We start from the raw sequence: 12,496 nt of genomic DNA, 5'->3' as shown, positions 1-12,496 counted from the left end.
CCGAAAACTTGCGCGGCGCGACCGCGGCCTCATCCGCCGGTCAGCCGCGCCAGTTCCCTTTGCTGCAAGGCGAGCGCGTCGGTGACGAACCGCTCTACGATCGCAAGCTCGGCGTCGCTGTAGCCGTCGAGCATTTCCCAGCCGGCTTGTGCGATCGGGCCGTAATATTTCAGGCCCAGCTCCCTGGCGGCCTCTCCCGCCTCGACCATCACCTTGCGCCGGTCTTCGGCGCTGCGCGTGCGCTTGACGAGACCGCGCGCTTCCAGCCTGTCGATCAGCGATGTCACGGCTGCCGGCGTCAACGCCGTTGCCGCTGCAACCGCGCCGGCCGTCTGCGGTCCACGCTGAAGCAAGGCCAGCGCGCGCCGCTCAGCCGCATTCAATCCCGCCCGTTCACCGACCGCGTCATCGAAAGCTTGCGTGGCATCCTGCCAGGCCATCACGGCCTGGGTGATGGCCTGCATTCGCTGCTCTCGTGCCTCGCTTGACGAATTTAGTTCGATCATCTAAATATCAATCTATCGTATATTTCGCGCATTTGATGAATATGCGGCGACAACCGTTGAAACGCAAGGCCATGAAGGAGACAGACATGCAGATCGAACAGCAGCCGGCGCTGACGCGCGAAGAGGAATGGAAATATGCCGAGCGCACCATGGCCTGGTACGGTTGGGGCTCGCCGATTGGTCTCGGCTTCGGGCTGTTGGCACTCGGAATTTCGGCCGTGCTCGTGCGCATGGCGGTAATGGGGTTCTGAGGAGAGCCGGCTCGGCTCCGCCGCTATCCGCGCAAATGGCCCAGCGGCACGTGGCCCGGGCCCTTTATGTTCTGCAACACGAGCTGGGTGTGCATGTCGCGCACGCCCGGCAGGCGCATCAGCCGGTGCATGACGAAGTCGTTGAGATCGTCCACGCTTGGCACCATCACATGCAGCAGGAAGTCGTATTCGCCGGTCATCGTCCAGCACGCCGATATCTCGTCCATACGCCGCACGGCCGCGATGAAGTGCTCGGGGGACTCGTCGCTGTGGCTGGTCAGCCGTACCTGGATGAACACTTCCACCATCAGCCCCACCGCGTGACGGCTGATGACGGCGCTGAACCCTTTTATGACGCCGGCTTCCTGGAGTGCGTCGAAGCGGCGCGCGCAAGGCGTGGTCGACAGGCCAACCTCCTGCGCCAGCTCGGACACCGGCTTGCGGCCGTCGCGCTGCAGGATGTCGAGCATCTTGATCTCGAAGTCATCGAATTGAGGCATATTCACTCCCAAATGACGCTTTCTCACTCAATGTACCTCAAATTCGCGGCCATATCGATGGATTAGGCAAAAACCCCTCCGGGCCAGACTGTATTCTCCTTGTCGTGGAGGACATGGCCATGAATATCAGCGTAGAAGCTTATGCCCGCGAATGCGCGGCCCAGGGGTTGCGTGGCAACTATTCGGTCTGCCGCGCCGATTTCACCGTCCGGCAGGACTACGACTACAGCGACAGCGAGCAGGAGGTGTGGCGCATCCTGTGCGACCGCCAGACCAAGCTTACCAAGCGGCTGGCGCATCGCTCCTATCTCGAGGGCGTCGAGGCTCTCGGGCTGCTCGAGCGCATCCCCGATTTCGATCAGGTCAGCCAAAGGCTGCGCAAGCTGACCGGCTGGGAACTCGTCGCGGTGCCGGGCCTGATCCCGGCGGAGCCCTTCTTCGTGCACCTGACCAACCGCCGCTTCCCGGTCACCAACTGGCTGCGCAGCAAAGAAGAGCTCGACTACATCGTCGAGCCCGACATGTTCCACGATTTCTTCGGCCATGTTCCGGCGCTGACCCAGCCGGCATTCGCCGATTTCATGCAGCAGTACGGCGAAAGAGCCAGTGGCGCGATTGAACTGGGCGGCCATGACATGATCTCGCGGCTCTACTGGTACACGGCCGAATTCGCCCTCATCCAGGAGGCCGGCCAGCCGCTGAAAGCCTTCGGCGCCGGGCTGATGTCGTCCTATAGCGAGCTGCAGTTCGCGGTCGAAAGCAAGGACGCGCATCGCGTGCCGTTTGACCTGGAACTGGTGATGCGCACCGAATACGAGATCGACAAGTTCCAGCGCGCCTACTTTGTCCTGCCGTCATTCGACGGGCTGCGTAATGCGTTCCGGAACGCAGACCTTGCGACGCTGATTGCGCGCCACAAGGACGAGCCGCCGCTGGACCCGGCGACTGTCTGATATTTTCTAGCAACTGCTCTAAACGGCGGAGATCTTCTCCGCCGTTTTGGTCATGCCGGTATCGGGCAGGCCGCACTGGCAGGTCGCGGGCGGAAGACCCATATTTTAGGCAGGGTTAAGCACCGATAATGGTGCGCCGGTCGGCCAACGATACCGGATCCGGGCAGAGCGACCAATCTGCTTTGCCCTTATTGCCATTCCGAAATGCCTGGCCGACATCCATTCGCTGGACGAGCAAGATACGCAATGGGACGCCCTGGCGTTCGGTCGTGGCATGCAGTTCAGCGTCGGGTTTCATTTTTGAGGTGAGGGGAGGGAGTGGCGCGGACGACCGGGGGCGGCCGTTTCGCGCAAGGCCGGCATTTGCCGGGAGAACCGTTGCCGCGCGGATTGAGTGCGGGCAGGTGGCTTAAGCCCCTCCCGTCATGCGGCGCAGGAGCAATTATGCAAGATGATCGCTTTGATGTTCCGTTGATTGTGAAGCTTGGCGACACAGGAAACCAGCTCACCCTGAAGTCGGTCCACGACGCCTCGGAGTTTCTCCTTCACCATTGGCCGGGGAAGCGAACGCCCAAGCATCGCGCGGCCCTTCAGGCTTGTTACGACGTCATGTATGGCCACAAGCCTGCCATGGCGGCGAGGCGTGCCTTCGTGGCCGCCGCGCGTGAGACCGACGTTCTGGTCCACGAGAACGTGTCGCATTGAGATGTCAGCCCCGACGGCGGTAGATGCCGGCGGTGAAAACGCTTTGCCCGCCAATTGCCCGGTTTGGGAAATTCGAATAGCGTTGCCTGGAAATTTGAAAACCGGGCCCGGAGCCCGGGCTCACAAGCCAGAGGTGGATGATAATGCCCAACAATAAGAATGCCACGGAATTTGCCGGCGTCTCCCGCCGCACAGTGCTGAAGGCGGCAGGCGCGGGCGCGGCGTTCGCCGCGATCGCCGGCTCGCCCGCTCGCCTTTTGGCTGCCGAGCCGCTCAAGGTCGCGGCCGTCTACACCGTGCCGGTCGAGCAGCAGTGGGTCAGCCGCATCCACAAAGCCGCCAACGCCGCCAAGGACCGTGGCGACATCGAATATGTCTATTCGGAAAACACCTCCAACAACGACTATGAGCGCGTCATGCGCGAATATGCCGAAGCCGGCCACAAGCTGATCCTCGGCGAAGTGTTCGGCGTCGAGGACGCCGCCCGCGCGGTCGCCAAGGATTATCCGGACGTCGCCTTCCTGATGGGCTCGAGCTTCAAGCCGGACGACGCGGTGCCGAACTTCGCGCCCTTCGACAACTATATCCAGGACGCCTCCTACCTCAGCGGCATCATCGCCGGCGCCATGACCAAGTCCAAGAACATCGGCATGGTTGGCGGCTACCCGATCCCCGAGGTCAACCGGCTGATGAACGCCTTCATCGCCGGCGTGAAGGAAAGCGCGCCCGACACCAAGTTCCAGATCGCCTTCATCGGCTCCTGGTTCGACCCGCCCAAGGCCAAGGAAACCGCCTTCGCCCAGATCGACGGCGGCGCGGACCTGCTTTACGCAGAGCGCTTCGGTGTCTCGGATGCTGCGAAGGAACGCAAGGTTTTGGCGGTCGGCAACGTCATCGACACCCAGTCCGAATATCCCGAAACGGTCGTCGCTTCGGCGCTGTGGCACTTCGAGCCGACGCTGGACAAGGCGATCGCCGAAGTGAAGGCGGGAACCTTCAAGGCCGCCGACTACGGCGTCTATTCCTTCATGAAGAACGGCGGCAGTTCGCTGGCGCCGCTCGGCACCTTCGAGGGCAAGGTGCCGGCCGAGGTCATGGCCAAGGTCGCCGAGAAGGAAAAGGCGATCAAGGACGGCTCCTTCACTGTTGAAATCAACGACAACGAGCCGAAAGCCTGATGATGCGGCTTTACCTTTTCGCCGCTTGCGGCGAAAAGGTGGTCTCAAGCTGGCATGAATGGCAGTGCATGGATCGAGGCGGCTTCCGCCTCGATGGCGCTGCCGCATGCGGCGACGGCGCCCGCGTGGATGCAGGCAGGGCAGGTAGGACGCGGGGTTGATGCCCGGCAGGATTGGGGATTGGTGATTTGGCGGCGTCGACCGGTGTCGAACAAAGGGCTCCAACGCAGGCGGATACCGTCCTGCGTCTCGATGGCATCACCAAGCGGTTCGGTCCGCTGGTCGCCAACAATGCAATCTCCTTTACGCTGAAACGCGGCGAGGTTATCGCACTTCTCGGCGAAAACGGCGCCGGCAAGACCACGCTCATGAACATCCTGTTCGGCCATTACGTGGCCGACGAGGGCACTGTGGAAGCCTTCGGCAAGCCGCTGCCGCCGGGCGATCCACGCGCCGCACTAGACGCCGGCATCGGCATGGTGCACCAGCATTTTACGCTGGCCGAAAACATGACCGTGCTGGAGAACATCGCGCTCGGCACGCAGAGCCCCTGGAGCCTGCGCCTCGACCGGGCAACGGCGCGGCGGCGCATCGAAAAGCTCTCGGCTGATTTCGGCCTCACCGTGCATCCCGACGCCACCGTCGCCACGCTTTCGGTGGGCGAACGCCAGCGCGTCGAAATCCTCAAGGCCCTCTATCGCGACGCCCGCATCCTCATCCTCGACGAGCCGACAGCGGTGCTGACGCCGGCCGAGACCGATGCGCTGTTCCGCACGCTGAAGCTTCTGGTGGCGCAGGGCCTGTCCATCATTTTCATCTCGCACAAGCTCAACGAGGTCATGGCCGTCAGCGACCGAGTGCTGGTGCTGCGCGCAGGCACGCTGGCCGGCGAACGCGCCACCGCCACCACCAACCGCACCGAGCTCGCCGCCCTGATGGTCGGGCAGGAAGTGGCAAGCCCGCCGGTGAGCCCGCCAAAGACCGGCCCGGTCGTATTGGAGCTGAAGAATGTCTCGACTCCTCCACAAGGAACCACCACGCGCCTCGATGGCCTGTCGCTCGCGCTTCGCGCCGGCGAGATCACCGGCCTGGCTGGCGTTTCCGGCAATGGCCAGTCCGCGCTTGCGGCGCTGATTGCCGGCACGCTTCAACCAGCGTCCGGCGAGATCGTCATCGGCGGGTCCGCGGCCGGCGACTGGTCGCCGCGCGCAGCCCTTGCCAGCGGCATCGGCCGCATCCCCGAAGACCGTCACGCGGTCGGCACCATCGGCGACATGAGCGTCACCGAGAACGTCATCTCCGAGCGCTACGCCACCCCGCGCTTCAGCCGCCACGGCTTTCTCGATCGGAAGGCGGCGCGTGCCTTCGCCGAAGAGATCATCCGCGACTACGACGTCAAATGCCCGTCGCCCGAGGCGCGCATCCGCCTGCTTTCCGGCGGCAACATGCAAAAGCTCATCCTCGGCCGCGCGCTCGATTCCGAGCCGGCCGTGATCCTCGCCAACCAGCCCACGCGTGGGCTCGATGTCGGCGCGGTCGCCTTCGTGCATCGCCGACTGCTCGAAGCGCGCGACTGTGGTGCGGCGATCCTGCTGATTTCGGAAGACCTGGAGGAAATACTGGCCCTGTCCGACCGCATCCTGGTCATGTCGAAGGGGCAGCTTTCCTCGCCCTCCAAACGCGGCGAACGCACCATCCGCGATCTCGGCGAACTGATGGCCGGCCATGGCGAGGTGAACAATGCGGCTTGAACCCAAACCCGCGCCCTCGCTGGCGGTCACGCTGCTTTATCCCGTGGGCGCGATCATCGCGACTTTCGCGATCGCCTCGCTCCTGGTGCTGGCGGCAGGTGCCTCGCCGTTCTCCGTCTTCTATCTCGTCGCCAAGGGGGCGGCAGGCTCGCAATTCGCTCTGCTGGAAACGCTGACGCGCGCCACGCCGCTGATTTTCACCGGCCTTGCGGTGGCCGTCGCCTTCCGCGCAAGGCTCTGGAACATCGGCGCCGAGGCACAGCTCTACATCGGTGGTGTGGTGACGGTGGTGCTCGGCACCGGCGCTCTGCCGCTGCCGTCCTATCTGCTGATCCCGATCATCATGATCGCGGCCATGGCGGCCGGCGCGCTGCTGCTGCTCGGCCCCGCCATTCTCAAGACGCGCTTCGGCGTCGACGAGGTGGTGACCACGCTGCTGCTCAATTTCATCGTGCTGCTGTTCGTCTCGATGCTGCTCGAAGGCGTGCTGAAGGATCCGACGGGCCTTGGCTGGCCGCAATCCTCAAAGGTCATCGCCGAGGCGCAACTGCCGCGCATCATCCAGGGCAAGCGCCTGCACTACGGCTTTGTCATCGCCATCGTCTCTGCGGTGATCTGCTGGGTCATCATGAAGAAGACGGTGCTCGGCTATGAGATGCGCGCCGTGGGCAACAACAAGGAAGCCGCGAATTTCGCCGGCATTCCGGTCAACCGCGTGCTGATCCAGACCGCGTTGCTGTCGGGCGGCCTGGCAGCGCTTGCCGGCTTCTCCGAAGTGTCGGGCCTGAAGGGCAACCTGACGCTCGATCTGTCGCCCGGCTATGGCTATTCGGGCATCGTTGTGGCCATGCTCGCCATGCTCAATCCGCTTGGCGTCATCGCCTCGGCCATTTTCGTGGCCGGCATCTTCGTCGGGGCGGATGCCATGAGCCGCTCGGCCGGCGTGCCGAGCTACATCGCCCAGGTGATGGTGGCGACCGCGTTGCTCACCATGGTCACCGCCATTTTGCTGACGCGCTACCGGGTGAGGTGGAAGTGATGGAGCAGGCCCTCGAAATCCTCTTCACCGCCTCCTTCTGGGTGGCCGCGATCCGCATCGCCTCGCCGCTGATCTTCGCCACCATGGGCGAACTGATCTGCGAACGCGCGGGCGTACTCAATCTCGGCATCGAAGGCATCATGACCGTCGGCGCCTTTGCCGGCTGGTTCACCGTCTATTCCGGCGGCGATCTGTGGACCGGCGTGGCCGTCGCGGCGCTCGCCGGGGGCATGTTCGGCCTGCTCCATGCCACGCTCACCGTGCCGCTCGGCCTGTCTCAGCATGTGGTGGGCATCGGCATTACGCTGCTGGCCACCAGCCTCACCTACTTCACCTACCGACTGGCGTTGCCTCAGGTCACCACGCCGCCCAAGATCGAGCCGTTCCAGCCGCTGCCCATTCCCGGCCTGTCGAACATACCGGTGCTGGGCGAGGCGCTGTTTTCGCAGACGCCGCTTACCTATCTGGCCTTCGCCACTGTCGCCATCGTCGCCTGGATGCTCTACCGCACGCCGATCGGCCTTGCCGTGCGCGCGGCGGGCGAGAACCCGTCAGCCGTCGAGGCGCAGGGCATCAGCGTCACCGGCATCCGCATGGGCGCGGTCATCGTCGGCAGCGCGCTGATGGCGGTCGGCGGCGCGTTCCTCACCATGTCGGCCTTCAACTCCTTCTTCTTCGAGATGATCAACGGCCGTGGCTGGATCTGCATTGCGCTCGTGGTGTTCGGCTCGTGGCGGCCGGGCAAGGCGCTGCTCGGCGCCATACTTTTTGCCGCCTTCGATGCTTACCAGATCCGCCTGCAACAGATTTCCGGCGGCGTTGTGCCCTATCAGGTGTTCCTGATGATGCCCTATGCGCTGTCCATCCTGGCGCTAATCCTGGTGGCGCGCCGCGCTACCTATCCCAAGGCGCTGATGATCCCATACCAGAAAGGCGAAAGATGAGCTTTGACCTGATTGTCCGTGGCGGCATTCTTCCGGACGGCAACACCGCCGACATCGGCATCAAGGGCGACAAGATTGCGGCCATAGAGCCGAAGCTGGACGCAGAGGCGGGCAAGGTGGTGGATGCCACCGGCAATCTCGTCTCGCAGCCCTTCGTCGATCCGCATTTCCATATGGATGCGACGCTCTCCTACGGAATCCCACGCATCAATGCCTCGGGCACTCTGCTCGAAGGCATCGCGCTCTGGGGCGAGCTGAAGCCGCTGCTGACGCATGAGGCGGTCAAGCAGCGCGCTCTCGATTATTGCGACTGGGCCGTCTCGATGGGCCTGCTTGCCATCCGCACCCATGTCGACACCTGCGACGACCGGCTGCTCGCCGTCGAGGCGCTGCTGGAGGTGAAGAAGGAGATCGCGCCTTACATCGACCTGCAGCTCTGCGCCTTCCCGCAGGACGGTTTTTATCGCTCGCCGACCGCGCGCGAAAACACCATCCGCGCGCTCGACATGGGCGTGGAGATCGTGGGCGGCATTCCGCATTTTGAGCGCACCATGGCCGATGGCACCCGCTCGGTGACGGAGCTGTGCGAGATCGCCGCAGAGCGCGGCCTGATGGTCGACATGCATTGCGACGAGACGGACGATCCGAACTCGCGTCATATCGAGCAACTGGCCTATGAGACGCAGCGCCTCGGCCTGCAGGGCCGCGTCAACGGCTCGCACCTCACCTCCATGCACTCCATGGACAATTACTATGTCTCCAAGCTCCTGCCGCTGATCGCAGAGGCTGGCGTTTCGGCCTGCCCGAACCCGCTCATCAACATCGTCATCCAGGGCCGCCACGACACCTATCCCAAGCGCCGCGGCATGACGCGCGTGCCCGAGATGCTGAAGGCAGGCATCAAGGTCGGCTTCGGCCAGGATTGCGTGCTCGACCCCTGGTACCCGCTCGGCACCGCCGACATGCTCGACGTCGCCTTCATGGGCCTACATGTGGCGCAGATGACCAGCCCGGCCGACATGCGCCAGTGCTTCGACATGGTCACCAGGACCAATGCCGAGATCATGGGCCTTAACAATTACGGCCTCGAAGTAGGCAAGACGGCGAGCCTCGTGGTGCTGGACGCCGGCAATCCGGTCGAGGCGCTGCGCCTGCGTGCCGAGCGGCTGTGCGTCGTCGCCAAGGGCAAGGTGGTCGCCACGCGCCAGAAGCAGGAAACGCAGCTCTCGCTCTCCGGCCGTCCGGGCAGCGTCAACCGCCGCCACACAACGGCTTGATGCCCTCATAATCCGCTGAAACATGCCAACCGTGTCGACATTTGTTGACATGGTTTGCTTTGCCCTATATTTAACCAATGAGTTAATTAACAGGGCAGTTTAATTCCATGTCGACCGACAGGCTCAGCGCCACCTTCGCGGCTCTCGCCGACCCCACACGCCGGGCCATCCTGGCGCGGCTGTCGCTTGGCGAGGCCTCGGTGTCGGAATTGGCCGAGCCCTTCGATATGAGCCTGCCGGCTGTCTCCAAGCATCTGAAGGTGCTGGAAAATGCCGGCCTCATCACCCGTGGCCGCGAGGCGCAGTGGCGTCCCTGCAAGCTGGAAGCCGCGCCGCTGCGCGACATTGCCGGCTGGGTCGAAACCTATCGCCGCTTCTGGGAGGCCAGTTTCGACCGGCTCGACGAGTATCTGAAGGAAGTTCAAAAGGGAGAAGGAAATGGCTCAAGCAGCTAGCGCGCGGAACGAGCAGACACACGAACTCCTCATCACGCGGGTTTTCGATGCACCGCGCAGCCTGGTTTTCCGGGTCTGGACGAGCCCCGAGCATCTTTACCGCTGGTGGGGGCCGAAGGACTTTACCACGCCCTCGGTGAAGATGGATTTCCGGCCGGGCGGCGCCTATCGCTCGGTCATCCGTTCGCCCAAGGGCGAGGACCACACCATGGTCGGCACCTATCGCGAGATCGTGGAGCCCGAGCGCATCGTCTTCACCTTCGCCTGGGAGGGCGAAAAGGGGGAACTGGGCCTGGAAACGCTGGTCACCGTGACCTTCGCCGATCAGGGCGGCAGGACCAGGCTGACGTTCCACCAGGCGCCGTTCCAGACGATCGAAGACCGCGACTCGCATGTCGAAGGCTGGAGCGGGGTCATGGATCGCCTGGCCGCCTATCTGGCCGTCGGCGACCACGCCGGGCTTCTTTGAGGAGAAAGGATCATGTCCATGCGCGAGATAGTTTCCCGCGAAGACTGGCTGGCGGCGCGCAAGGCGCTGCTCGCACGCGAAAGGGAAGTAACGCACATGCAGGACCAGCTTAGCGCCGAACGTCGCGCGCTACCCTGGGTGCATGTCGACAAGGACTACCGCTTCGATACGCCTGGCGGACAGGCTACGCTTGACGATCTGTTCGAAGGCCGCAGCCAGCTCATCGTCTATCACTTCATGCTGACGCCGGGATCCGAACACATCTGCGAGGGTTGCGCCTTCGTCTCCGATCACGTCGATGCCGCGCGCCAGCATTTCGAGCATAATGATCTGTCCTTCGTCGCAATCTCGCGCGTGCCTCTGGATCGGATCGAGGCAGTTCGCGGGCGCATGGGCTGGAAGTTCAACTGGGTGTCGTCGGCTAACAGCAGCTTCAACTTCGACTTCGGCGTCTCCTTCACCAAGGAGCAGGTGGCCAGCGGCGACGTCGGCTACAATTTCGGCACCACGCGCTTCGCGCATGAGGACCTGCACGGCCTGAGCGTATTCGCTCGCGAGGGCGGGGAGGTATTTCACACCTACTCGACCTATGCGCGGGGCGTGGACGTGCTTCTGGGCGCGCACAATTTCCTCGATCTCACCCCAAAGGGGCGCAACGAGAAGGGCACTATGGACTGGGTGCGCCTGCACGACGAGTATGAGAACGCTCCCGCCGTGCACGCCTCCTGCGGATGAAAAACGGGCGCCGCGATCCTGATCGCGACGCCCGTCTGAAATTTTCGTGCTTCGTGGCGACAGGCGCCCTTACGCTTCGCTGTTGCGCGAGAACTGGCCGGCGGCGCGGTAGCGCCACAGATAGCTCGGCAGGATCGTGCCGGTCGACTGCGGGTAGATGCCGACGCCGGCGAAGGTGCGGCCCTCGCGTTCGGCTTCCGCCGACACGACATTGTCCGACTTCAGCTGCGTGACCTGATCGCTGGTGAGCAGCTTGCCCGGCAGCATGCCCAGCACCGCGCCTTGCAACTCGGCCGCCCACCACGGCACCGACACAAACAGGCGGCGGCGCTCGATCACCTGAAGCATCTCTTCCATACACTGGCGGAAGGTCAGAACGTTCGGGCCACCCAGCTCGTAGGTCGTGCCGCGCTGAATGCTTCCGTCAACGGCGCGCGCGATCGACTCGGCGACGTCGCCGACATAGACCGGCTGGAAGCGCGTCTCCCCGCCGCCGATCAGCGGCAGCACCGGCGAGTAGCGGGCCATGTTGGCGAAGCGGTTGAAGAACTGGTCTTCCGGGCCGAACACGATGGACGGGCGGAAGATCGTGGCATTGTCGATCGTCTCGCGAACGGCGCGTTCGCCTGCCGCCTTGGTGCGGGCATAGGAGGATGCGGAGTTCTCGTTGGCGCCCAGCGCCGAAACGTGGGTCAGGCCTGCGCCGACTGCGCGTGCGGCTTCCGCCACGGCGCGCGCGCCGAAGTCGTGCACGACGGGGAAGCGCTGGCGACCACCCTCGGCAAGGATGCCGACGAGGTTGATGACATGGTCGGCGCCCTCAACGGCGCGGTCGATCGACCACCTGACGCGGACATTGGCCTGGACGGGCTGGATCTGGCCGGCATTGCCGAGCGGCTGCAGGTGGCCGGCAAGGTCCGGCCTACGGCAGCCGACGCGGATGCGGTAGCCGCGCACGGCCAGCGCGCGCACGACATGGCGGCCGATGAACCCGGACCCACCGAAAACGGTGATGAGCTTGGGGATCTGGAGGATTTCGGTCATGGCTGGCTCCGGTCGTGCATAGCTACGGTGTTCATAATGATTTTCGCAGGAAAGGCAAAGGGCGAGCGCACCGGCTTTGTGCCGCATTTGCCAAAAGAAAAGGCCCGCCGGGATGGTCCGGCGGGCCTTCGATCCAACGTTGCGCCGTAGGGGTCAGAATTGCTTGCCGATCCTCGCGTCTATCGAGTGGCGGTTGCCGCCGCGAATGGCGAAGAAAAGGAAGATGGCGGCCCAGAGGATCGACTTTTCGGCACCCGAATACCCCTGGCCGACCGTGATCCAGTGGAACCATATCGTGACCGAAAGCACGATCGTGGCCGCGAAGGCTGCCGGCCGGGTGAGCAGGCCTAGGGCGACGAGGATGCCGCCGAAGAACTCGGTTGCCGAAAGCAGCGGCGACCAGAAGGCGCCCGGATAAAAGCCAAGCCCCTCGACCATCTCGGTGGCGCCGAACGGGTCGACGATCTTGGTTGCGCCATGCGTCACCAGTGCGAGACCTGCAACGACCCTGAGGAGCGTCTCGACCCCGTCATGCAGCGCGGCGTAGAGGCCGCCAAGGGCGGGAATGATCAGGCGTCTGTTGGTCGGGGCGGTGGCGTCGGTCAAGGTTCTCTCTCCTGTTGTCGCGGCGCACAAGCCGGAGCCTGCCGCTCACCGTCAAGTCAACAAGCTTTGACGTAAAGTTGATC

General features: G+C 63.9%; 15 protein-coding genes. 11 read left to right on the top strand and 4 right to left on the bottom strand.

The annotated features are described in order from the left end of the window. Nucleotides 1–29: 29 nt before the first annotated feature. On the bottom strand, nt 30–464 hold the full coding sequence (locus M2281_RS07280; protein WP_280820396.1) for a MarR family transcriptional regulator: 435 nt from the start codon (nt 462–464) through the stop codon (nt 30–32). Between the two features lie 128 nt (nt 465–592). Here M2281_RS07280 and M2281_RS07275 point away from each other — a divergent pair, with 128 nt between their 5' ends. Beyond that, a complete protein-coding gene (locus M2281_RS07275) occupies nt 593–757 on the top strand; it encodes a hypothetical protein (RefSeq protein WP_280820395.1) in 165 nt (54 codons plus the stop codon). A gap of 23 nt (nt 758–780) precedes the next feature. Here M2281_RS07275 and M2281_RS07270 read toward each other — a convergent pair whose 3' ends face one another. Beyond that, nucleotides 781–1,257: an Lrp/AsnC family transcriptional regulator gene (locus tag M2281_RS07270; protein WP_280820394.1), complete on the bottom strand. Its 477-nt coding sequence runs from the start codon at nt 1,255–1,257 to the stop codon at nt 781–783. Between the two features lie 119 nt (nt 1,258–1,376). Between M2281_RS07270 and phhA the strand changes: the two genes are divergently transcribed. The 10 genes from phhA to M2281_RS07220 all read left to right on the top strand — a co-directional run bounded on the left by phhA (nt 1,377) and on the right by M2281_RS07220 (nt 10,763). Then, nucleotides 1,377–2,210: a phenylalanine 4-monooxygenase gene (gene phhA, locus M2281_RS07265; RefSeq protein ID WP_280820393.1), complete on the top strand. Its 834-nt coding sequence runs from the start codon at nt 1,377–1,379 to the stop codon at nt 2,208–2,210. Between the two features lie 444 nt (nt 2,211–2,654). Continuing rightward, nucleotides 2,655–2,915, top strand: coding sequence for a DUF982 domain-containing protein (locus M2281_RS07260; protein WP_280820392.1), 261 nt, complete (start codon nt 2,655–2,657; stop codon nt 2,913–2,915). A 143-nt stretch (nt 2,916–3,058) separates the two neighbouring features. After that, nucleotides 3,059–4,093, top strand: a complete 1,035-nt coding sequence (locus M2281_RS07255; protein ID WP_280820391.1) for a BMP family protein — start codon at nt 3,059–3,061, stop codon at nt 4,091–4,093. 188 nt (nt 4,094–4,281) lie between these two features. Next, nucleotides 4,282–5,844: an ABC transporter ATP-binding protein gene (locus M2281_RS07250; protein ID WP_280820390.1), complete on the top strand. Its 1,563-nt coding sequence runs from the start codon at nt 4,282–4,284 to the stop codon at nt 5,842–5,844. Next, nucleotides 5,834–6,883: an ABC transporter permease gene (locus M2281_RS07245; RefSeq protein ID WP_280820389.1), complete on the top strand. Its 1,050-nt coding sequence runs from the start codon at nt 5,834–5,836 to the stop codon at nt 6,881–6,883. Before M2281_RS07250 ends, M2281_RS07245 begins: the two co-directional genes overlap by 11 nt. Beyond that, nucleotides 6,883–7,827: an ABC transporter permease gene (locus M2281_RS07240; RefSeq protein ID WP_280820388.1), complete on the top strand. Its 945-nt coding sequence runs from the start codon at nt 6,883–6,885 to the stop codon at nt 7,825–7,827. Before M2281_RS07245 ends, M2281_RS07240 begins: the two co-directional genes overlap by 1 nt. Beyond that, nucleotides 7,824–9,104 carry an amidohydrolase family protein gene (locus M2281_RS07235; RefSeq protein ID WP_280820387.1) on the top strand — a complete coding sequence of 427 codons (1,281 nt, stop codon included), beginning with the start codon at nt 7,824–7,826 and terminating at the stop codon, nt 9,102–9,104. The genes M2281_RS07240 and M2281_RS07235 overlap by 4 nt, the downstream gene beginning before the upstream one ends. A gap of 107 nt (nt 9,105–9,211) precedes the next feature. Further along, nucleotides 9,212–9,559, top strand: coding sequence for an ArsR/SmtB family transcription factor (locus tag M2281_RS07230; protein ID WP_280820386.1), 348 nt, complete (start codon nt 9,212–9,214; stop codon nt 9,557–9,559). Next, nucleotides 9,543–10,028, top strand: a complete 486-nt coding sequence (locus M2281_RS07225) for an SRPBCC domain-containing protein (RefSeq protein WP_280820385.1) — start codon at nt 9,543–9,545, stop codon at nt 10,026–10,028. The genes M2281_RS07230 and M2281_RS07225 overlap by 17 nt, the downstream gene beginning before the upstream one ends. A gap of 18 nt (nt 10,029–10,046) precedes the next feature. Further along, nucleotides 10,047–10,763, top strand: coding sequence for a DUF899 domain-containing protein (locus tag M2281_RS07220; protein WP_280821145.1), 717 nt, complete (start codon nt 10,047–10,049; stop codon nt 10,761–10,763). Nucleotides 10,764–10,832: 69 nt separating this feature from the next. Here the strand turns inward: M2281_RS07220 and M2281_RS07215 are convergent, their stop codons facing one another. Continuing rightward, complete coding sequence (locus tag M2281_RS07215) at nt 10,833–11,807, bottom strand: complex I NDUFA9 subunit family protein (protein ID WP_280820384.1); 975 nt, start codon at nt 11,805–11,807, stop codon at nt 10,833–10,835. A gap of 153 nt (nt 11,808–11,960) precedes the next feature. Further along, nucleotides 11,961–12,413: a DoxX family protein gene (locus M2281_RS07210; RefSeq protein WP_280820383.1), complete on the bottom strand. Its 453-nt coding sequence runs from the start codon at nt 12,411–12,413 to the stop codon at nt 11,961–11,963. Between the last annotated feature and the right edge of the window lie 83 nt (nt 12,414–12,496).

Origin of the sequence: Pseudaminobacter soli (ex Li et al. 2025), from assembly GCF_029892515.1 — a bacterium.
In the GTDB taxonomy this organism is placed as follows: Bacteria; Pseudomonadota; Alphaproteobacteria; order Rhizobiales; family Rhizobiaceae; genus Pseudaminobacter; species Pseudaminobacter soli_A.
The sequence above is the reverse complement of the archived record's forward strand: the minus strand, read 5'-3'. Positions and strand labels throughout refer to the sequence as shown.